The following is a 20295-nucleotide window of genomic DNA, read 5'->3' on the forward strand; positions in this document are numbered from 1 at the left end:
CTTTCAGAAGTGATGGGATGAAGAAGGGCGCTCAATCCAGCTTGATGCCCGAAACCTTGACGACGGCGCCCCAGCGAACACCGTCCGTGCGAATCAGCGATGCGAACTTCTCGGGCGGGCCGGACATCACCTCCGCGCCTTGCGCCGCGAGCTTCTTCTGCACCTCGGGCGTGGCGAGCGCCTTGTTGAAGGCTGCGTTGAGCTTGGTGACCGCATCCTTCGGCATGGCCGCGGGGCCTGCCACGCCGAACCACGTGACGGCCTCGAAATCCTTGTAGCCCGACTCGGCCATGGTCGGCACGTCAGGCAAGTCGCGGTTGCGTTGCAGCGAGGTCACGGCCAGCGCGCGCAACTGGCCGCTCTTGATCTGCGCGATCAGGGTCGGCACGGACGAGATGTACATCTGGATCTGGCCGCCGACCAGATCGGTCAGGCCTTGCGATGCGCCCTTGTAGGGAACGTGCGTGAACTGCACGCCCGCGGCCTTCTGGAACTGCTCGGTGGCGAGATGGGCCACCGTGCCGTTGCCCGAGCTCGCGTAGTTGAGTGCGGTGGGCTTGGCCTTTGCGGCGGCGACCACGTCCGCGAGCTTCTTGTAGGGCGACGTGGCCGAGACCACCAGCACCAGCGGTGCGGAGGCGACGAGGCCCACAGCTGCGAGGTCCTTCACCGGGTCGTAGGGCAGCTTGGCGTAGAGCGTCGGATTGATCGCGAGGTTGCTGGTCTGCCCCAGCACCAGCGTGTAGCCGTCGGGGTTGGCCTTGGCTGCCGCGTCGACGCCGATGTTGCCGCCGGAGCCGGGCTTGTTGTCGATGACGATGGTCCAGCCCTCCGAGGTCGCGACCTTGTTCGCCACCTCGCGGGCAATGATGTCCGTGCCGCCGCCCGGCGGGAACGGCACGACGAGGCGGATGGGGCGCGCCGGATAGCCTTGAGCCAGCGTCACGCCGCAAGAAAGTAGAAGGGCGAGGCCGATGGCCGCGCGGCGAGGAATGGAGCTGGGGCTCGAGGTGCGCATTTGTGTTGTCTCCGGAATCGTTCGATCAATCAGTGCCTGCGAGCGGTGGTGCTCCGAGGCATGAAGCGACTTTAGATTTGCGTTCCGCTCCATACAATGGTGGTCCACTGAACGGACCATGGACCACTGTGCGAAACAAATTGCCGGCAACCAAGAGACCGACCGAAGTCATCGAAGAGCCGCGTGAAGTGGACGCGGGCACCACGGGCGGCGTGACCGCCGTCACCCGTGCCCTGCAGCTGCTCGATGCCTTCGGCATGCAGGACGAGCGCCTCTCGCTGGCCGAGCTGACCCGCCGCAGCCACATGCACAAGACAACCGCGCTGCGGCTGCTGCGCACGCTGGCGCTTGCCGGCTACGTGGTGCAGCGCGACGACGGCGAATGGCGACTGGGACCTGCGGCAGGCTGGCTCGGAGCCCGCTATCAAGCCAGCTTCGATGCCAACAATGTCGTGGAGCCGATGCTGCTTGCCCTGTCGCATGCAACGGGCGAGAGCGCAGCGTTCTATGTGCGCGAAGGAAATTCCAGGACTTGCCTGGCGCGCGTGGAAGGGCCGCAGCCCATCCGGCACCACGCACGCATGGGCGCGATGCTTCCGCTGGAAAAAGGGTCACCGGGGCGGGTGATTCTTGCGTTCTCCGGCGAGCCCGGAAAGCTGTACGAAGACATCCGCAAGAAGGGCTATCACTTCTCCATCGGCGAGCGCGAGAAGAACGTGGCGACCGTGTCGGCGCCGGTCTTCGGCCTGCGCTGGGCGCTGCTGGGGTCGGTGTGCATCTCGGGCCCCGCGGACCGGTTGCCCAAGGCAAAGCTGCTCGGCCACGCGAAGACGATCATGAAGGCCGCGAACGAACTCTCCTACGCACTGGCCGGCCGGCCCACTGCGCAGACTCCGGCGGTGGTCTCCACCTGGCATCCCTAGAAGGGGCCGGTGGAGTCCGCGCTGAGCTCAGGCCGATGCGCGCAGCGTCTTGGCGGCCGCCACCATGTTGGTCAGCGCCGGCACCACTTCCGCCCACTGGCGCGTCTTCAGGCCGCAGTCGGGGTTGACCCACAGGCGTTCGGCGGGAACGCGCTCGGCCGCCTTCTTCATCAGCTGCACGATGTGCTCCTGGCTCGGAATGTTCGGCGAGTGGATGTCGTACACGCCGGGGCCGATCTCGTTGGGGTACTTGAAGTTGTCGAAGGCATCGAGCAGCTCCATGTCCGAACGCGAGGTCTCGATGGTGATGACGTCGGCATCCATGTCGGCGATCGACGCGATGATGTCGTTGAACTCCGAGTAGCACATGTGCGTGTGGATCTGTGTCTCGTCGCGCACGCCGTTGGCCGTGATGCGGAAGGACTCGACAGCCCAGTCGAGGTACTCCTGCCACTGCGACTTGCGCAGCGGAAGGCCTTCGCGCAGCGCCGCCTCGTCGATCTGGATCACGCGCACGCCGGCTTTCTCCAGGTCGAGTACTTCTTCGCGTATGGCCAGCGCAAGCTGGTGGCACGACACTGAGCGCGGCTGGTCGTCACGGACGAAAGACCAGTTCAGGATGGTGACCGGACCGGTCAGCATGCCCTTCATCGGCTTTTGCGTGAGCGACTGCGCGTACTTGATCCACTCCACGGTCATCGCCTTCGGACGGCTGATGTCGCCGAACAAGATCGGCGGCTTCACGCAGCGCGAACCGTACGACTGCACCCAGCCGAACTGGCTGAAGGCGTAGCCGTCGAGTTGCTCGCCGAAGTACTCGACCATGTCGTTGCGCTCGGCTTCGCCGTGCACCAGCACGTCCAGGCCCAGGACTTCCTGTTCCTTCACGCTGCGGCCGATTTCGGCCCGCATCGCGGCCTTGTAGCCTGCTGCATCGAGGCGCCCCGCCTTGAACTCACTGCGCGCATGGCGGATTTCCGCGGTCTGCGGGAATGAGCCGATGGTGGTGGTCGGGTAGGCCGGCAGCTTCAGCAGGGCGGCTTGCTTGGGCGCGCGCTGGGCGTAGACGCTCTTGCGCTGGCCCAAGGCCGCGTTCAGCCTGGCGATGGCGGCCTTGACGCCGGGGTTGTTCACGCGCGGCGAGTTGCGGCGGGCGGAAATGGCGGCCTGATTGGCTGCCAGCTCATCCTTCACGGCATCGCGGCCGTGGCGCAGGGCGGTGGCCAGCACTCTCAGCTCTTCGAGCTTCTGGAGTGCGTAGGCGAGCCACCACCTGACCTCGGCATCGAGCTTCTGCTCGCTGGCCAGATCCACCGGCACGTGCAGCAGCGAGCACGACGGTGCGATCCAGAGGCGCTCGCCCAGGCGCTGCGCCAGCGGCTCGAGCCAGTCGAGGATGGCGGCCAGGTCGCTCTTCCAGATGTTGCGGCCGTTGATGACCCCGAGCGACAGCACCTTGTGCGCGGGCAGCATGCTCAGCAGAGGCACCACGTCGTCGCGGCCGTTCATGGCGTCGACGTGCAGGCCCGCCACCGGAAGGTTGGCGGCCAGGTACTTGTTTTCCAGCAGCTGGCCGAAATAGGTCGCGAGCAGGATCTTGACCTTGACAGCCTTGAGATGGTGGTAGGCCGTGTTGAAGGCGTGCTGCCAGTCGGCGTCCAGCTCGGTGACGAGCAAAGGCTCGTCGATCTGCACCCACTCGACGCCCTGGGCCGCCAGTGCGTCGAGCAGTTCCGCGTACACCGGCAGCAGGCGCGGCAGCAGCGCGAGCTTGTCGGAGTCGTCCTTGGCCTTTCCGATGGACAGGTACGTCACGGGGCCGACCAGCACGGGCTTGGCCTTCACGCCCTGCGCCTTGGCTTCGGCGAGCTGCTCCAGGATGCGCGATGCGTCGAGCTTGAACTCGGTTGCCGACGTGAACTCGGGGACGATGTAGTGGTAGTTGGTGTCGAACCACTTCGTCATCTCGCCGGCGGCCACGCCGCCGCAGCAGCCCGCGTGGTCTTCGGCGGACTGCGCCGAGCGGCCGCGCGCCACGCGGAAGTAGTTGTCCAGGGTGTCGCCGTGAAAGCCGCGCACGCGCTCGGGCAGGTTGCCGAGCGTGAAGCTCATGTCCAGCACCTGGTCGTAGAACGCGAAATCGCCCACCGGCACCAGGTCGATCCCGGCCTGGTCTTGCCAGTGGCGGCGACGCAGCTCGGCGCCGAGGGCCTTGAGCGCGTCGCGCGAGGACTCTCCCTTCCAGTACGACTCGAGCGCGAACTTCAGTTCGCGCCTGGCGCCGATGCGGGGAAAGCCAAGGTTGTGGGTGGTGGTCATGGGTATCGGAGCGTCCGGGCAGTCAGAGAAAAGGTGGATCCTAGGTTTGACGACTCTTGAAGTAAAATGGTCTTATTTCACGTATCCATGAATACTGCTCATTAGTCATGTTGGAGCGCACGCATCTGGCCATCGTCCAGGAAGTGGACAAGCAGGGCTCGCTCACGGCCGCCGCCGAGGTGCTGCACCTGACGCAGTCGGCCTTGAGCCATTCCATCCGCAAGCTCGAGATCCAGCTCGGAACGGAAATCTGGCAGCGCGAAGGGCGCAGCCTTCGCCTGACCCAGGCGGGCCAGTACCTGCTGGCGGTCGCCAACCGGGTGCTGCCGCAGCTCACGCTGGCGGAGGAACGACTGCGCCAGTTCGCCCAGGGCGAACGCGGGTCGCTGCGCATCGGCATGGAATGCCATCCCTGCTACCAGTGGTTGCTGAAGGTGGTGTCGCCGTACCTGGCGTCATGGCCCGACGTGGACGTCGACGTGAAGCAGAAATTCCAGTTCGGCGGCATCGGCGCGCTCTTCGGCTACGAGATCGACCTGCTGGTGACCCCCGATCCGCTCTACAAGCCAGGCCTGCACTACGAGCCTGTGTTCGACTACGAACAGGTGCTCGCGGTCGCGCGCGGCCACCGCCTGGCGAACGTGCCCTACGTGAAACCCGCGCAACTGACCGAGGAGGTTCTCGTCACCTACCCGGTTGCGACGGACCGGCTGGACATCTACAACATGTTCCTGATGCCCGCGGGCGTGACGCCCAAGCGCCACAAGGCGATCGAGACAACGGACATCATGTTGCAGATGGTGGCGAGCGGCCGTGGCGTGGCCGCGCTGCCTCGCTGGCTGGTGGAGGAGTACGCGGAGAAGATGGAAATCGTGCCGGTCCGGCTGGGCTCGCGCGGCATCGCCAAGCAGATCTTTCTTGGCGCGCGGGAAGCGGACACCGACGTCGATTACCTGAAGGCCTTTGTCGAGCTGGCGCGTCAGGTGTAGCGCCTTTCCAGCGCGTCCCACTCCGGCTTGTCGATCAGAAACTGTCGCCAGGCACGCGCACCCAGCCTTCCATCAACACGCGGGCGCTCCGGCTCATCAGGGCCTTGGTCACCACCCATTCGCCATCGACCTTGCGGGCCTCGGCGCCGACGCGCAGCGTGCCCGATGGGTGGCCGAAGCGCACGGCCTGGCGCTCGCCACCGCCGGCCGCGAGGTTCACCAGCGTGCCGGGGATCGCCGCTGCGGTGCCGATGGCGACCGCGGCCGTACCCATCATGGCGTGGTGCAGCTTGCCCATCGACAGCGCACGCACGAGCAGGGCCACGTCCGCCGCCTTCACTGCCTTGCCGCTGGAGGCCGTGTAGTCCCTGGGCGTTGCGACGAAGGCCACCTTGGGCGTGTGCTGGCGCTTGGCGGCTTCACCGATGTCCTTGATGAGGCCCATCTTCACCGCGCCATGCGCGCGGATCGTCTCGAACATCGCCAGTGCCTTCGCGTCACCGTTGATGGCGTCCTGCAACTCGGTGCCGGTGTAGCCGAGGTCGCCAGCGTTGACGAAGATGGTCGGAATGCCCGCGTTGATCAGCGTGGCGCGCAAAGTGCCCACGCCGGGCACTTCGAGCTCTTCGACCACCTTGCCGGTCGGGAACATCGCGCCGCCGCCTTCGCCGTCGCCCTCGTCGGCCGGGTCGATGAATTCCAGCGGCACCTCGGCCGCAGGGAAGGTCACGCCGTCGAGTTCGAAGTCGCCGGTTTCCTGCACCTCGCCTCGGGCGATCGGCACGTGGGCGACGATGGTCTTGCCGATGTTGGCCTGCCAGATGCGCACGGTGCACGTGCCGTTCTGCGGCACGCGCGCCCGGTCGATCAGGCCCTGCGCAATTGCGAACGGCCCGACCGCCGCCGACAGGTTGCCGCAGTTGCCCGACCAGTCGACGAAGGCGCTGTCGATGGAGACCTGGCCGAACAGGTAGTCGACGTCGTGGTCTGGCCGCGTGGAGCGCGACAGGATCACGGTCTTCGATGTGGAGGAGGTGGCCGCGCCCATGCCGTCGATCTGCTTGGCGTAGGGGTCGGGGCTGCCGATCACGCGCAGCAGCAGCGCGTCGCGCGCCGGCCCGGGCTGGCGCGCCGCCGCGGGCAGGTCCTGCAGGCGGAAGAACACGCCCTTGCTGGTGCCGCCACGCATGTAGACGGCGGGAATCTTGATTTGGGGAGCGGATGCCATGGCAAATGGGAGTGGTGGTTGTCTCAGGCTGCCGACTTGTTCTCGGCCAGGAAGTCTTGTGCAAAGCGCTGCAGCACGCCGCCTGCTTCGTAGATCGACACTTCCTCGGCCGTGTCCAGCCGGCAGGTCACCGGAACCTGCAGCGTGTCGCCGCCCTTGCGGTGGACGACCAGCGTGAGGTCGGCGCGCGGTGCGGGCTTGCCGATCACGTCGTAGGTTTCGGTGCCGTCCAGGCCCAGCGTGACTCGCGTGGTGCCGGGCTTGAACTCTAGCGGCAGCACGCCCATGCCGAGCAGGTTGGTGCGGTGGATGCGTTCGAAGCCTTCGGCCACCACGGTCTCCACGCCGGCCAGGCGCACGCCCTTGGCGGCCCAGTCGCGCGACGAGCCCTGGCCGTAGTCGGCGCCGGCCACGATGATCAGCGGCTGCCTGCGGTTCAGGTACGTCTCGATCGCCTCCCACATGCGCACGACCTTGCCTTCAGGCTCGATGCGCGCGAGCGACCCTTTCTTCTGCACGCCGTCGATCACCGCCATCTCGTTGACGAGCTGCGGGTTGGCGAAGGTGGCGCGCATGGCCGTGAGGTGGTCGCCGCGGTGCGTGGCGTAGGAGTTGAAGTCTTCTTCCGGAAGGCCCATCTTCGCCAGGTACTCGCCGGCGGCGCTGTCCAGCAGGATCGCATTGGACGGCGACAGGTGGTCGGTCGTGATGTTGTCCGGCAGCAGCGCCAGCGGCCGCATGCCGCGCAGCGTGCGCGGATTGGCCGCGAGCGCGCCCACGCCCTCGCTGTCCCAGTAGGGCGGCCGGCGGATGTAGGTGGACTGCGGCCGCCAGTCGTACTGCGGGCTCACCTTCTCGCCGTTGTCTGCGTGGATCGCGAACATGGGTTCGTACACCTCGCGGAACATCTCGGGCCTGACGGAGGCCGCGACGATGGCGTCGATTTCCTCGTCGCTCGGCCAGAGGTCCTGCAGGCGTATCTCCTTGCCGTTCACGACGCCCAGCACGTCGCGCTCGATGTCGAAGCGCATCGTGCCCGCGATCGCGTAGGCCACGACCAGCGGCGGCGACGCGAGAAAGGCCTGCTTTGCGTACGGATGGATGCGGCCATCGAAGTTGCGGTTGCCCGAGAGCACCGCGGTGGCGTACAGGTCGCGCTCGATGATCTCCTGCTGGATCTTCGGGTCCAGCGCACCCGACATGCCGTTGCAGGTGGTGCAGGCAAAGGCGACGATGCCGAAGCCGAGCTGCTCCAGCTCGTGCAGCAGGCCGGCGTCGCGCAGGTAGAGCTCCACCGCCTTGGAGCCCGGAGCCAGCGATGACTTGACCCAAGGCTTGCGCTTGAGGCCCAGGCGGTTGGCATTGCGCGCCAGCAGCGCGGCGGCGATCACGTTGCGCGGGTTCGAGGTGTTGGTGCACGACGTGATGGCCGCGATGATCACGGCGCCGTCGGGCATCAGGCCCGCGGCTTCCTGCCGCCTGGCCTCTGCAAGACCGACGGCGATGTTGCGCTCGGCCAGCTGCGAGGTGGGCAGTCGGCGGTGCGGGTTGGAGGGGCCGGCCATGTTGCGCACCACGCTCGACAGGTCGAACTTCAGCGCGCGCTCGTAGCTGGCGGTCTCCAGCGCATCGCCCCAGAAGCCGGCCGTCTTTGCATAGGTTTCGACCAGCGCGACCTGTGCGTCTTCGCGGCCGGTAAGCCGCAGGTAGGTGAGTGTCTGGTCGTCGATGTAGAAGAGCGCGGCCGTGGCGCCGTACTCGGGGCACATGTTGGAAATGGTCGCGCGGTCGCCGATGGTCAGGCCGTGCGTGCCTTCGCCGAAGAACTCCAGGTACGCACCGACCACTTTTTCCTTGCGCAGGAACTCGGTGAGCGCCAGCACGATGTCGGTGGCGGTGATGCCCGCCTGGCGCCGGCCGGTCAGCTCCACGCCGACGATGTCGGGCAGGCGCATCCACGAGGCGCGGCCCAGCATCACGTTCTCGGCCTCCAGGCCGCCGACGCCCACCGCGATCACGCCCAGCGCATCGACGTGCGGTGTGTGGCTGTCGGTGCCCACGCAGGTGTCCGGAAAGGCCAGGCCGTCCTGCACGTAGACCACTGGCGACATCTTCTCCAGATTGATCTGATGCATGATGCCGTTGCCCGCCGGAATCACTTCCATGTTGGCGAAGGCGCGCTTCGTCCAGTCGATGAAATGGAAGCGGTCTTCGTTGCGGCGGTCTTCGATCTGCCGGTTTTTCTCGAAGGCGTGCGGATCGAATCCGCCGCACTCCACGGCCAGCGAATGGTCGACGATCAGCTGCACCGGCACCACCGGGTTCACCTGCGCAGGGTCGCCGCCCTCGGCCGCGATTGCGTCGCGCAAACCCGCCAGATCCACCAGCGCGGTTTGGCCCAGGATGTCGTGGCACACCACGCGCACGGGAAACCACGGAAAGTCACGATCGCGCCGGCGCTCGATGAGCTGCAGCAGGCATTCTTCGAGGATGGCCGGGTCGCAGCGGCGCACCAGGTTCTCGGCATGCACGCGCGCGGTGTAGGGCAGGGTGTCCCAGGCGCCGGGGCGCAATGCATCGACCGCGGCGCGGGCGTCGATGTAGTCCAGCGTGGTGCCCGGGAGTTGTTTTCTGTGTCGTGAATTCATCGTGGCAAATCGGGAAGCGGCTTACTCGGAGCGGATGTCGTTGTCTTTCACGACCTTGGCGTAGCGCGGAATTTCGGCGCGAATCAGCGCACCGAACTGTTGCGCCGTGCCGCCCGCAGCAGACACACCGGTGGGCTCCAGCTTGGCGTTGAGTTCGGGCGCCTTGAGGCCGGCGTCGAGCGCGCCGTTGAGCTTCGCGAGCACGGCGGGCGGCACGCCCTTGGGCGCGATCAGCCCGTGCCATGCCACCACGTCGTACTCGGGCAGGCCGCCGGCCTCGGCGATCGAGGGAATGTTGGGGTAGGCCTGCAGGCGCTGCGCAGTGGTCACCGCGAACGCACGCAGCCGGCCCGACTGCACGTGCGGCATCAAGGCCTCGGTGCCCGCGACCAGCATGTCCACGTTGCCTGCCACCAGGTCGGTGACAGCCGGCCCCGTGCCCCGGTACGGCACGTGCGTGGCCTTGACCTTGGCCATGCCGAACATGTACTCGGTCACGATGTGCAGGTGGCTGCCGTTGCCCGCCGAAGCGAAGGTCAGCTTGCCCGGGTTCTGGCGCCCGTAGTCGAGCAGCTCCTTCAGGTTCTTTGCAGGCACCTTGGCCGGGTTGACGCACAGCACGTATGCGCCCTTCGACAACTGGATCACCGGCGTCATGTCGGCGACCGGGTCGAAGCGCAGCTTGTACAGGGACGGGTTGACGGTGTAGCTGCCCGCAATCAGCAGCAGCGTGTAGCCGTCGCCGGGCGTGTGCAATGCGTACTCGGTGCCGAGCGTGCCGCCGGCGCCCGGCCGGTTGTCCACCACCACGGCCTGGCCCAGCCGCTGGCTGAGCACGTTCGACGCAACGCGCGCGATGAAGTCGGAGCCCCCGCCGGGTGCGAAGGGGCAGACGATCTTGAGCGGCTTGGCCGGAAAGGCATCCTGGGCCCAGCCGGTGCGGGCGACGGGCAATACCAGCCCGGCCAGGGCTGCTGATGAAAAGGCGCGGCGATTCAGGGTCATGCTGTTGTCTCCAGTGTTGTTGTGCATGCCTCCCGCGACGGCGTGCCATCGCGGTGGCAGGCGCTAGTTTGCGCCCGTATGGCAAACCCGCGACAAACGCTCGGAGACTCCTGCGCGGCTCAGACCCTCGCCTCGATCGGCACGAACTTCACGTCCTCGGGACCGGTGTAGTTGGCGCTCGGGCGAATGATCTTGTTGTCGACGCGCTGCTCGATCACGTGCGCGGCCCAGCCGCTGGTGCGCGCGATCACGAACAGGGGCGTGAACATCGCGGTGGGCACGCCCATCATGTGATAGCTCACGGCGCTGAACCAGTCGAGATTGGGGAACATCTTCTTGGCCTCCCACATCACCGATTCCAGCCGCTGCGCGATGTCGAACATCTTGGTCGAGCCGGCTTCGTCGGACAGCCGCCTGGCCACGCCCTTGATCACCACGTTGCGTGGGTCGCTCACCGTGTAGACAGGGTGGCCGAAGCCGATCACCACCTCCTTGGCCTCCACGCGGCGGCGGATGTCGGCCTCGGCTTCGTCGGGCGAGTCGTAGCGCTTCTGGATCTCGAAGGCCACCTCGTTGGCGCCGCCGTGCTTGGGGCCGCGCAGCGCGCCGATCGCGCCCGCGATGGACGAATACATGTCGCTGCCGGTGCCGGCGATCACGCGCGCGGTGAAGGTCGAGGCGTTGAACTCGTGCTCCGCGTACAGGTTCAGCGAGGTGTGCATCGCGCGCACCCAGGCCTTGGAAGGCTTCTCGCCATGCAGCAGGTGCAGGAAGTGGCCGCCGATGGAGTCGTCGTCGGTCTCCACGTCGATGCGCTTGCCCTGCGTGCTCCAGTGATACCAGTACAGCAGCATCGAGCCGAGCGAAGCCATCAGGCGGTCTGCGATGTCGCGCGCGCCGGGCAGGTTGTGGTCGTCTCTCTCGGGCAGGATGCAGCCCAGCGCCGAGACGCCGGTGCGCATCACGTCCATCGGGTGGGCGCCGGCGGGCAGGCTCTCCAGTGCATCCTTCACATTCGCCGGCAGGCCGCGCATGGCCTTCAGGCGTGCCTTGTAGGCCTTGAGCTCGGCACGCGTGGGCAGCTTGCCGTGCACCAGCAGGTGGGCGATTTCTTCGAATTCGCAGACCTCGGCGATGTCCAGGATGTCGTAGCCGCGGTAGTGCAGGTCGTTGCCGGTGCGGCCCACGGTGCACAGCGCCGTGTTGCCCGCGGTCACGCCCGACAGGGCGACGGACTTCTTGGCCTTGAAGCCGGCCGGGGCGGCGATCTCGGTCGTGGGGGTCATGAGGGTCGTGGTGGTCATGCGGTTTCCTTGTCCAGATAAGAGCGATCGATGGCGGCGGGGCGGCCGGCGGCATCGACCGCCACCATCTCGAACACGCCCTTGAGGACTTCTTCCGCCGGAACGCCCGGCACGTCGGCCAGGCCGGTCACGCACACGGTCATCGAACAGCGGCCGATGCGGCTGACCCATCCGCGCAGGACGAGCTGATAGCCCACCGGCACGGGCGAGAGAAAGCTGACGCTGGTCACCTCGGCCATCACCACTTCGCGCTGCGCCAGACCGCGCGCCGCCAGGAAGGCCGCCTTGCTCATGAGCTGCAGGCCCTGGCCGGCGAAGAGCGTGCCGCGGTGATTGGCATGCACCGGCAGCACCAGTTCGCGGAGTTCGGTTGTTCCAACGGGTGTCGTCATGGTTCGCAATCTACGCAGAAAGCAACGACTGCAGAAGGACTGAAAGGGCGAACTCCTGCGAACGGGAGCAGGCAGATTTGCGAATGCTGCGAAGTTCAGCGACTGGAGCCGCGAGCCATACTTGGCGAATGGCTCGATGTCTTGAGCCCTATTGCCTGATGCTTTGGAAAGCACCGGGCATCTAGGCGCCTCGCGGTTCCTGCACGATCAGCGCGTGACGAATCTTCTGCGCCAGTTCGAGCAGAGCGGGCGCCAGCTCGCGCGATACGACGGCGATCGACTCCTCGGTCGAGACGCTGACATTCAGCACGTAGATGACGTCGTCCACCTGCAGTGGCGTGGCCAGCGCCACCACCTCGGGTTGCCAGGCCGCGGCGCAGTACCCCTTGGCATGCACGTCCGCCCACGCCTGCTTGATCTCTGTCTCCATCTTGCGCCAGTGCCTGCGGCGTTGCGCGAACAGTTCCATCAGCCTGGCGCGGCGAGGTTGCGAAGCGACCGCCAGGTAAGCCCTGCCCAGCGACGTGAGTTCCATCGGCACACGCTGGCCCGAAACCACGTGCCGGAGCGCTGCGCGCTTCGCATAGCGAATGGATTCAAGGTAAACCATCTCGTCCCGGTCCGGCGCGGCCAGTCCGACGTTGATGCGCTTTTGCAGCGCCAACTCGCGCATGTGCGGTGTTGCTGCCTGTAGAACACGCGAGCCGGTGCGCATCGCGTGCGACAAACTCAGCACGGCGGGCGCCAGGCGATAGGCGCGTTCGACGCTGTCCAGCTGCAGCATGCCCGCACCCACCAGCGTCTGCGTGAGTCTGCTGACCGTGGACTTGGAAAGTCCGGTGCGCTCGGCCAGTTCGCCATTGCCCAACAGCTCGGAGCCTGGCCGGAATGCACGCAGGATTTCGATGCCTCGCTCCAGCGATCGATTGGCGGGCGATCGTCCGGGTTTGTGGTCGAGATTGAAGTTGGGAAGTTCGGTCATGGGAGCCTTGCGGACGGGTGACGCGTGGATTCACCGTGAATGGATCGGATCGAAGTATCCACTGCCTGTGTTCCATCCAGTGGAATTGCAATCACCTTTGCGAGCCGCTTGATCCTAGAGTTCAGCTGTCACGCGCTGCAGCTCGGGCATGTGACGGACTTTCAAATCAAACAGTTCTGGAGACATCAGACCATGGCAGCCCCTTCCACCGGGCGAGCACGCGTGCTCGCCTTCCTTCTCGCAGGCTTCGCAGCCGTCGGCACGGCCTTCGCCTACCCCGACAAGCCCATCCGTTTCGTCGTGCCCTTCGCGCCGGGCGGAGGCACCGACCTGATTGCTCGCACGCTGGGCGCGGAAATGTCCAAGGACCTCGGGCAACCGGTCATCATCGACAACAAGCCGGGCGCGGGAACGCTGATCGGCACGGACAACGTGGCCAAGAGCGCGCCCGACGGCTACAGCGTCGTGGTCGCCTCGTTCGCCCACGCCGTCAATCCATCGCTGCAGCCCAAGCTTTCGTATGGCAGCAACAAGGCCTTTGCGCCGGTCATCCTCGTCGGTCGCGGACCCAACGTGTTGGTGGTGCGCCCCGACAGTCCCTACAAGTCCGTGGCCGATCTGCTCACCGCCGCGAAGGCCAATCCCGGCAAGCTGACTTTCGCATCGCAGGGCGCGGGCACCTCCGCCCATCTGGCCGGCGAGATGTTCGCCAACCTCGCCAAGGTCAAGCTCTCGCACATTCCCTACCGGGGCGCAGGTCCCGCGCTGACCGATCTGCTGGGCGGCCAGGTCGACATGATGTTCGCCACCGCAGCGGCCGTGTCCACCTTCGTCGACAGCGGCAAGCTGCGCGCCCTGGGCGTGACCACGGCTGAGCCCTCGCCGGCATTCAAGGGTGTGCCGGCCATTGCGGCCGGCGTGCCGGGCTACCTGGTGGAGAGCTGGTACGGCCTGTTCGTGCCGGCCGGTACGCCGCCAGCAGTCGTCGAGCGCCTCAACGCCGCCGGCCGCAAGGCCGCCCGTGCACCCGACTTCGTGCGAAAGATCGAACACGAAGGGCTGGTCATCAACGCCGGGCCGCCGGCTGAACTGGACAACTACGTGCGGGCCGAAGAAGAACGGTGGGCGCGCGTCATCAAGGAAAACGGCATCAAGGCCGATTGAACTGCGGCCATCGGCCGCCCAGGAAAAAGCACATGACATACACCCTCATCGACTTTCAGGTGACGGACGCCATCGCGACCGTGACATTCAACCGCCCGGACAAGCGCAACGCCATGAGCGACGACATGCGCACGGAATTCATCGACGTGCTGGAGCACGTGGCCGCCGACAGGGCCATCAGGGCAATGGTGCTGACCGGTGCAGGCAAGGGTTTCTGCGCCGGCGGGGACATCAGCGGAATGCAGAAGCGCATGAACGCTCCGGCAGGTGAAGTGGGGTTCAACGGCTGGCATCGCCAGCAGCGCGTGCACCACGTGCAGGCCTTGCTGCACACCATGCCCAAGCCGGTGATCGCGGCGGTCAACGGCGCTGCCTCCGGTCTGGGGGCGGACACCGCGATGGCCTGCGACTTCATCATTGCCAGCGAATGGGCCAGCTTCGCCTGGAGCTATGTGCTGCGCGGGATCATTCCCGATGGCGGCGGCATGTACTTCCTGCCGCGCCGCGTGGGCCTGCCCAAGGCCAAGGAGCTGATCTTCACCGGCCGCCAGGTCAAGGTGGACGAAGCCCTCTCGCTGGGCATCGTGGACCGCAAGACCGGCGCGGACACGCTGCTCGCCGACGCGCAGGCGTGGGCGGTCGAACTCTCGTCTGCGTCTTCCACTGCGCTCGCGCTGACCAAGACCATCCTGAACCAGAGCTTCGAGCTGACCTCGCACGACGTGTTCGCACAGGGCAGCCAGGCGCAGGGCATCTGCTACACCAGCAGCGAGCACCGTGCTTCGGTGGGAGCTTTTCTGGCCAAGACGGCCTCCAGGGACTGAGCCATGAATGAAGCCATCGCCAAGCTGCTGTCGCCGCGCAGCGTCGCCGTCATCGGTGCCTCGGCAGACCCGAAGAAAACCACCGGTCGCCCCGTGGCCTATCTGCAGAAGCACGGTTTTGCAGGCCGCATCATGCCGGTGAACCCGAAGGTCGAGCGCATCGGCGAGCTGCCGTGCTACGCCGACATCGCGTCGCTGCCGGAAGTGCCCGACGTCGCCGTCGTGCTGCTGGGAGCCGAGCGCGCGCACCTGGCGGTGAAGGCGCTGTCGGCACGGGGCTGCGCCGCCGCCATCGTGCTGGCCAGCGGCTACACCGAAACCGGCGAGGAAGGCGCGCGGCGCCAGCAGCAGTTGGTCGAGGCAGCGGGGACGATGCGCATCCTGGGTCCCAACACCATCGGGCTCGTCAACCTCACGGACAACATCGTCCTGTCGCCGTCCGGTGCGCTGGAGATGGACGAGTTCCAGGCCGGCGGGATCGGCGTGGTCTCGCAAAGCGGGGGCATCCTGGGCTCGCTGCTGTCGCGCGCCGCGGCGCGCGGCATCGGCCTGTCGAAGCTGATCTCCACGAGCAACGAGGTCGACCTGGAGCTGGCCGACTTCATCGACCATCTGGCCGACGACCCGGCCACCAAGGTGATTGCGCTGTATGTCGAAACCGTGCGCGACCCCGCGAAGTTCCGCGCGGCCTGCCTGAAGGCCGCGCGCATGGGCAAGCCGGTCGTGGCCTTCAAGATCGGCCGCTCGGAGGCGGGCGCCAAGGCCGCCGTGTCCCACACCGGTGCCATGGCGGGTGCCGACAGCATGTACGACGCGCTGTTCAGGCAGGTCGGCGTGATCCGGGCGCAGAGCTTCTCGGATCTGCTGGACATTCCTGCCGCGCTGTCCACGGGCCGCAAGCTGCGCGGCGGGCGCGTCGCCATCCTCACGTCCACGGGCGGCGCCGGCACGCTGGTGTCTGACGACCTGGGCGTGGCGGGCTTCGATACGCCCGCGCCCGACGAGGCCACCGCCAATGCACTGCGCGCGCTGCAGACCGGCAGCGAGGCCGTGCTGGACCGCAACCCCATCGACGTGACGCTCGCCGGCCTGCGCCCCGACCTGCTGCGCGGCGCCATCGATGCACTGCTGGCAAGCCCGAGCTATGACGCGCTGGTGATCATCGTCGGCTCCTCCAGCCTGGCCATGCCCGAACTGCTGGCCGGCGCCATCCAGGAATGCCTGCCGAATTCCGACAAGCCGGTGATGGCCTACGTGAGCCCGCATGCGCCCGAAGTGGGAGCGCTGCTCACGCGGCGCGGCGTGCCTGCATTCACCGCAGCCGAGAGCTGCACCGCCGCGCTGGCCGGCATGCTGCGCGTGCAGCGCTTCGTGGCGTCCGGGGACGCCGCCGCGGCCTTGCCGCCGGTGGTGGCCGGCGAACTGCCCTCCGGCTCGCTCGACGAGGCGCAGGCCAAACAGTTGTTCTCGCGCTTCGGCGTGCCTTGCGCCGCGGAACGCGTGGTCGCTTCGCCGGCCGCGGCGGAAGCCGCCGCGCGCGAACTGGGTGGGCGCGTCGTGCTCAAGATCCTGTCGTCCGAGATCACGCACAAGAGCGACGTGGGCGGCGTTGCCGTCGGGCTGGACGGCGACACCATCGGCGAGCGCATCGGCCGCATGGCGGCTGACGTGAAGGCCCGCACCGGCTTGGATCCAGAGCGCTTTCTCGTGCAGGAGATGGTGGCGGGCGGCACGGAACTGATCCTGGGAATGCACCGCGATGCGCTGGGCACGGCCATCCTGCTGGGCATGGGCGGCGTGACGGCGGAGCTTTTCAAGGACACCACCATGCGGCTGCTGGCGCAGGACGCGCGTGGCTTGAAGCCGCTCGGCCGCGCCGAGGCGCTGTCGATGGCGCACGACCTCAAGACCTGGCCGCTGCTGGATGGTTTCCGTGGACGGCCCAAGGCCGACATCGAGGCCTTGGTCGATGCGATCGTCGCCTTCTCCAGGATGGCGGCGCAGCTTGGCGAGCGCCTGGTCGAGGCCGAGATCAACCCCGTCTTCGTGCTGCCGCAGGGGCAGGGCGTGCGCGCCGCCGACGGCGTGGTCGTGCTGGCCTGAGCGACAGGCCCGGCTTTTCTTTTCCTCTTCTTCTCGAACCGATCGGACATCCCGTGTACGCCACCGAAGTATTCGCCCGCTACGCCACCGAATTCCGTCAGGCCCGGCTGGGCGACGAGGTACTGCACCACGCCAAGCGCGCCGTGATCGACTGGCATGCCGCGCTGTTCCCCGGCCTGGAAGTTGCGCCCATGCCGCAGCTTCGCGCGCTGCTTGCCGACGATCTCGACCGTGGCCGTGCGCGCCTGCCCGATGGCCGCCTGGCGCCGGCACGCGCGGCCGCCCTGCTCAACGGCACGGCGGCCCACGCGGCCGAGGTGGACGACAGCTTCCGCGATGCCATGTACCACCCCGGCGCGGCCACGGTGGCGGCCGCGCTGGCCATCGCGCAGGACCGGGGCGCCAGCGGCCTGGAATTCCTGCGCGGCGTGTTGCTCGGCTACGAGGTCTCGACCCGCATCGGTGTGGTGATGGGACGGGCGCACTATCGCCATTGGCACAACACCGGCACCGTGGGAACCTTTGGCGCGGCCGCTTCCGCCGCGGGCCTGCTGGGGCTGCACGGCGCGCCCTTCGCCCACGCGATGGCTACGGCCGCCACCTTTGCGGCGGGGCTGCAGCAGGCCTTCCGCATGGACTCGATGTCCAAGCCCCTGCATGCGGGGCGTGCTGCCGAAGGCGGCGTGCTCGCCGCGCAACTGGCCGCGCAGGGTGTGACGGGCTCGCTGGACGTGCTCGAGGGCGAGGCGGGCTTCGGCCGCGCCATGAGCGACGGTCCGGACTGGTCGGCGGTGGGCGACACGCTGGGGCGCGACTTCCACATCACCCGGCTGACCTTCAAGAACCACATCGGCTGCGGCCATGCCTTCGCTGCCATCGACGGGGCCCTGGAACTGGCGCGCCAGCATGGCCTGCGGGCTGCGGATATCCGCAGCGTCCACGTGGCCACCTATGGTCCCGCGCTGGACATCGCCTGCTACGAAGATCCGCGCACCGAGAACGAGGCGCGCTTCAGCCTGCGCTTCGTGGTGGCCACGGCGCTGGTGCATGGCAGCGTGCGGCTCGCGGCGTACACGCCCGAGCGGCTGGCGGATGCCGACACGCGCGCGATGATGGCGCGCATCACGGCCGTGGTCGATCCCGGGATCGACGCCGCCTTCCCGGGCCGCCGCTCTGCCCGGGTGGAGATCGAGACGATCGACGGCCAGCGCCATGTCTGGCTGCAGCCCGACCGCAAGGGCGACCCCGAACTGCCGCTGTCGGACGCGGAGCTGGAAGACAAACTGCTGGAGCTGGCGTCGCCGGTGATCGGCACCGGGCGAGCGCGCACGCTGCTGCGCAACATCTGGTCGCTGGAGCAGGCGAGCGACCTGCAGGGACTGGGAGGCTGAGGTTGCGCAGGCCTGCTTCGCAGCCTTCGCTTTTCACCCAGGATTTTCGAAATTTTTTGGAACTCTATTTTTTGAGGGCCAGTAAAGTACCGGGCAATTTTTGAACTCTATTTGTTTGTTTTGAACTCCATCAGCTTCGACCACATCCTGGGAAGCATTAATAGAGTTCGCAACAAGCAAGCTCCTGTTTCCCCCTCGGAGATCTATGCAATCTTCTTCTGTTGGATTCCGCCGCACCCCCCAACAATCGTTCTGAAGGTACGACCCGATTCGGGCGTCATAGCTTCGAAAATAGTTGTAGAACAGCCTTGACTCTTTATCCGCATACTGCCCCGGATACCTTAGGTTGAATTGCACCTCCGAGATGCTGGTGGCCCCCGGGCTCGGCGTGACCTCGTGATTCGCGAAACGGTTCCTTGCGATCGTGGGCTGATCTTCCCCAAAAGCGCTGTAGCCCCATTGCCAGACCGCCTGGCCATTGGCGTTGGTGAGCTTCCTGGGGGTGTTCAGGTGATCGCTGTGGATGGCATAGGTGTCACCATCGATGACCGCCGCAATCGGCATCGGCCCGTTGCCCGTCGGCAGGTAGATGTACTGGCTCTGCCCCGCCCCCGCTGCTGCCCACCTCCGCAATCAGCGTGCCCTGCTCGTCATAGACGTAGGCGTAGCCCAACTACTCAGCCTGCGTGGTGCTCGGGCTCCACAGCTTCGTAAAGAACGCGATCAGGCTGGCCATGAAACCAGGGTCCGTCTCGTCGCCCTGGCTCGGCGGGTACAGCGGCTCCGTCTTGAACACCCGCTGCCCCAGCGCGTTATGCGCATAGCGCGTGGTGGGGCTGACGTCGTCTGCCCTGCGCCGATGTCGCCGAGGCCCGCCGGCCTCGGCGACAGAGGTTACTGGGAGGGACTGCTTGCTTCCTCGGCCTGCTCGCGATGCATCGCTTCGGCGCTTGTCTTCCACAGCGAAACCACGATACCGCCTGCTATCAGCACGAAAGTCACGGTGAGCGAGATCACGGGTGGGATCTTGCCGATCAACCCCACAAGGAAGATCTTGCTGCCGATGAACACGAGCACTAGGGCCAGCGCGTACTTGAGGTACTTGAAGCGATGGATCATGGCCGCCAGCGCGAAGTACAGCGCCCGCAGGCCCAGGATGGCAAAGATGTTGCTCGTGTAGACGATGAACGGATCGTTCGTGATCGCAAAGATGGCGGGTACCGAGTCCACGGCAAAGACAAGATCCACAAACTCGATCAGGACCAGCGCCAGGAACAGCGGCGTGGCAAACCGCTCAATCCGGCCGCTGCCGGCGTCGGTCTCGCGCACCCAGAACGCGTTGCCGCGCAGGCCATCGGTCACGCGCATGTGCCGCTTGAGGAGCTTGAGCAGCGGGTTGCTGGCGATGTCCGGCACATGGTCTGCGATCACCCACATCTTAATGCCGGTGAAAACCAGAAAGATACCGAACAGGTAGAGCAGCCAGCTGAACTGGCTCACCAGGCTGGCGCCCAGCGCGATCATGATCGCGCGCAGCACGATCACGCCCAGGATGCCCCAGAACAGCACGCGGTGCTGGTATTGCCGGGGGATGGCGAAGAAAGTGAAGATCAGCGCGATGACGAACACGTTGTCCATCGAGAGCGACTTCTCGATCAGGAAGCCGGTGTAGTAGTCCATGCCGCTTTGCGCGCCCAGGTACCACCACACCCATGCGCCGAACAGCAGCGCCGCGCTGATGTAGCCGGCCGACAGCACAAGGCTCTCGCGCACGCCGATCTCGCGGTCGTCCTTGTGCAGCACGCCCAGGTCGAACGCCAGCAAGGCGACGACGATGCCGATGAATGCCAGCCATATCCAGGCCGGTTTGCCCAAAAAGTCCGTCAGCAGGAATGGAACGAGTGCGTCCATGGTGTTGGTTCTTGTCGTGGAGGTGTTGAAAATGGGTGACGGCGCATGGCGCCGCACGTGTCATGCCGCATCCGACCTGCGGCTGTACAGGCCC

16 protein-coding genes are annotated in these 20295 nt (G+C 66.5%); 6 read left to right on the forward strand and 10 right to left on the reverse strand.

What is annotated here, in order from left to right; all coding sequences use genetic code 11:
- Nucleotides 1–31: 31 nt before the first annotated feature.
- Complete coding sequence (locus ACTG4X_RS04535; RefSeq protein ID WP_440533303.1) at nucleotides 32–1018, reverse strand: Bug family tripartite tricarboxylate transporter substrate binding protein; 987 nt, start codon at nucleotides 1016–1018, stop codon at nucleotides 32–34.
- Between the two features lie 170 nt (nucleotides 1019–1188).
- Here ACTG4X_RS04535 and ACTG4X_RS04540 point away from each other — a divergent pair, with 170 nt between their 5' ends.
- Nucleotides 1189–1941, forward strand: coding sequence for an IclR family transcriptional regulator (locus ACTG4X_RS04540; protein WP_440534360.1), 753 nt, complete (start codon nucleotides 1189–1191; stop codon nucleotides 1939–1941).
- A 27-nt stretch (nucleotides 1942–1968) separates the two neighbouring features.
- On the opposite strand, the gene metE is transcribed toward ACTG4X_RS04540, so the two are convergent.
- Nucleotides 1969–4260, reverse strand: coding sequence for a 5-methyltetrahydropteroyltriglutamate--homocysteine S-methyltransferase (metE, locus tag ACTG4X_RS04545; RefSeq protein WP_440533304.1), 2292 nt, complete (start codon nucleotides 4258–4260; stop codon nucleotides 1969–1971).
- Nucleotides 4261–4367: 107 nt separating this feature from the next.
- On the opposite strand from metE, the gene ACTG4X_RS04550 reads away from it, so the two are divergent.
- Complete coding sequence (locus ACTG4X_RS04550) at nucleotides 4368–5249, forward strand: LysR family transcriptional regulator (protein ID WP_093058789.1); 882 nt, start codon at nucleotides 4368–4370, stop codon at nucleotides 5247–5249.
- A gap of 34 nt (nucleotides 5250–5283) precedes the next feature.
- Here the strand turns inward: ACTG4X_RS04550 and prpF are convergent, their stop codons facing one another.
- From prpF to ACTG4X_RS04580, 6 genes are all read right to left on the reverse strand, one after another.
- The gene (gene prpF, locus ACTG4X_RS04555) at nucleotides 5284–6477 is read right to left on the reverse strand and encodes a 2-methylaconitate cis-trans isomerase PrpF (protein WP_440533305.1); all 1194 of its coding nucleotides are present in this window, start codon (nucleotides 6475–6477) and stop codon (nucleotides 5284–5286) included.
- Between the two features lie 23 nt (nucleotides 6478–6500).
- Entirely contained in the window at nucleotides 6501–9125 is a 2625-nt protein-coding gene (gene acnD / locus ACTG4X_RS04560; RefSeq protein WP_440533306.1) for a Fe/S-dependent 2-methylisocitrate dehydratase AcnD, read from the reverse strand.
- A gap of 21 nt (nucleotides 9126–9146) precedes the next feature.
- Nucleotides 9147–10130: a tripartite tricarboxylate transporter substrate binding protein gene (locus ACTG4X_RS04565; protein ID WP_440533307.1), complete on the reverse strand. Its 984-nt coding sequence runs from the start codon at nucleotides 10128–10130 to the stop codon at nucleotides 9147–9149.
- Nucleotides 10131–10249: 119 nt separating this feature from the next.
- Complete coding sequence (gene prpC, locus ACTG4X_RS04570) at nucleotides 10250–11434, reverse strand: bifunctional 2-methylcitrate synthase/citrate synthase (protein WP_440533308.1); 1185 nt, start codon at nucleotides 11432–11434, stop codon at nucleotides 10250–10252.
- Nucleotides 11431–11826 (reverse strand): acyl-CoA thioesterase, encoded by a 396-nt coding sequence (locus ACTG4X_RS04575; protein ID WP_093058793.1) that lies wholly within the window; start codon nucleotides 11824–11826, stop codon nucleotides 11431–11433. Before ACTG4X_RS04575 ends, prpC begins: the two co-directional genes overlap by 4 nt.
- A gap of 181 nt (nucleotides 11827–12007) precedes the next feature.
- Complete coding sequence (locus ACTG4X_RS04580) at nucleotides 12008–12808, reverse strand: IclR family transcriptional regulator (protein ID WP_440533309.1); 801 nt, start codon at nucleotides 12806–12808, stop codon at nucleotides 12008–12010.
- A gap of 192 nt (nucleotides 12809–13000) precedes the next feature.
- On the opposite strand from ACTG4X_RS04580, the gene ACTG4X_RS04585 reads away from it, so the two are divergent.
- From ACTG4X_RS04585 to ACTG4X_RS04600, 4 genes are read left to right on the forward strand one after another with little or no spacing between them, the layout of a single operon-like run.
- Nucleotides 13001–13972, forward strand: a complete 972-nt coding sequence (locus tag ACTG4X_RS04585; protein WP_440533310.1) for a tripartite tricarboxylate transporter substrate binding protein — start codon at nucleotides 13001–13003, stop codon at nucleotides 13970–13972.
- Between the two features lie 32 nt (nucleotides 13973–14004).
- On the forward strand, nucleotides 14005–14796 hold the full coding sequence (locus tag ACTG4X_RS04590) for an enoyl-CoA hydratase/isomerase family protein (RefSeq protein ID WP_440533311.1): 792 nt from the start codon (nucleotides 14005–14007) through the stop codon (nucleotides 14794–14796).
- Between the two features lie 3 nt (nucleotides 14797–14799).
- Nucleotides 14800–16899, forward strand: a complete 2100-nt coding sequence (locus tag ACTG4X_RS04595) for an acetate--CoA ligase family protein (RefSeq protein ID WP_440533312.1) — start codon at nucleotides 14800–14802, stop codon at nucleotides 16897–16899.
- Nucleotides 16900–16952: 53 nt separating this feature from the next.
- Complete coding sequence (locus ACTG4X_RS04600) at nucleotides 16953–18290, forward strand: MmgE/PrpD family protein (protein WP_440533313.1); 1338 nt, start codon at nucleotides 16953–16955, stop codon at nucleotides 18288–18290.
- Between the two features lie 33 nt (nucleotides 18291–18323).
- On the opposite strand, the gene ACTG4X_RS04605 is transcribed toward ACTG4X_RS04600, so the two are convergent.
- Both ACTG4X_RS04605 and ACTG4X_RS04610 read right to left on the reverse strand, forming a co-directional pair.
- A complete protein-coding gene (locus ACTG4X_RS04605) occupies nucleotides 18324–18854 on the reverse strand; it encodes an RHS repeat domain-containing protein (protein ID WP_440533314.1) in 531 nt (176 codons plus the stop codon).
- A 330-nt stretch (nucleotides 18855–19184) separates the two neighbouring features.
- Nucleotides 19185–20201 carry a TerC family protein gene (locus ACTG4X_RS04610; RefSeq protein ID WP_007831533.1) on the reverse strand — a complete coding sequence of 339 codons (1017 nt, stop codon included), beginning with the start codon at nucleotides 20199–20201 and terminating at the stop codon, nucleotides 19185–19187.
- Nucleotides 20202–20295: the final 94 nt, after the last annotated feature.

The sequence above is a fragment of the Variovorax sp. YR566 genome (assembly GCF_051992195.1).
Lineage (GTDB): Bacteria > Pseudomonadota > Gammaproteobacteria > Burkholderiales > Burkholderiaceae_C > Variovorax.

Coding starts and splice junctions, on each gene's coding strand:
- ACTG4X_RS04535 (WP_440533303.1), bottom strand. CDS start 1,018: ATGCGCACCTCGAGCCCCAGCTCCATTCCTCGCCGCGCGGCCATCGGC.
- metE (WP_440533304.1), bottom strand. CDS start 4,260: ATGACCACCACCCACAACCTTGGCTTTCCCCGCATCGGCGCCAGGCGC.
- ACTG4X_RS04550 (WP_093058789.1), top strand. CDS start 4,368: ATGTTGGAGCGCACGCATCTGGCCATCGTCCAGGAAGTGGACAAGCAG.
- prpF (WP_440533305.1), bottom strand. CDS start 6,477: ATGGCATCCGCTCCCCAAATCAAGATTCCCGCCGTCTACATGCGTGGC.
- acnD (WP_440533306.1), bottom strand. CDS start 9,125: ATGAATTCACGACACAGAAAACAACTCCCGGGCACCACGCTGGACTAC.
- ACTG4X_RS04565 (WP_440533307.1), bottom strand. CDS start 10,130: ATGACCCTGAATCGCCGCGCCTTTTCATCAGCAGCCCTGGCCGGGCTG.
- prpC (WP_440533308.1), bottom strand. CDS start 11,434: ATGACCACCACGACCCTCATGACCCCCACGACCGAGATCGCCGCCCCG.
- ACTG4X_RS04575 (WP_093058793.1), bottom strand. CDS start 11,826: ATGACGACACCCGTTGGAACAACCGAACTCCGCGAACTGGTGCTGCCG.
- ACTG4X_RS04580 (WP_440533309.1), bottom strand. CDS start 12,808: ATGACCGAACTTCCCAACTTCAATCTCGACCACAAACCCGGACGATCG.
- ACTG4X_RS04585 (WP_440533310.1), top strand. CDS start 13,001: ATGGCAGCCCCTTCCACCGGGCGAGCACGCGTGCTCGCCTTCCTTCTC.
- ACTG4X_RS04590 (WP_440533311.1), top strand. CDS start 14,005: ATGACATACACCCTCATCGACTTTCAGGTGACGGACGCCATCGCGACC.
- ACTG4X_RS04595 (WP_440533312.1), top strand. CDS start 14,800: ATGAATGAAGCCATCGCCAAGCTGCTGTCGCCGCGCAGCGTCGCCGTC.
- ACTG4X_RS04605 (WP_440533314.1), bottom strand. CDS start 18,854: ATGCCGATTGCGGCGGTCATCGATGGTGACACCTATGCCATCCACAGC.
- ACTG4X_RS04610 (WP_007831533.1), bottom strand. CDS start 20,201: ATGGACGCACTCGTTCCATTCCTGCTGACGGACTTTTTGGGCAAACCG.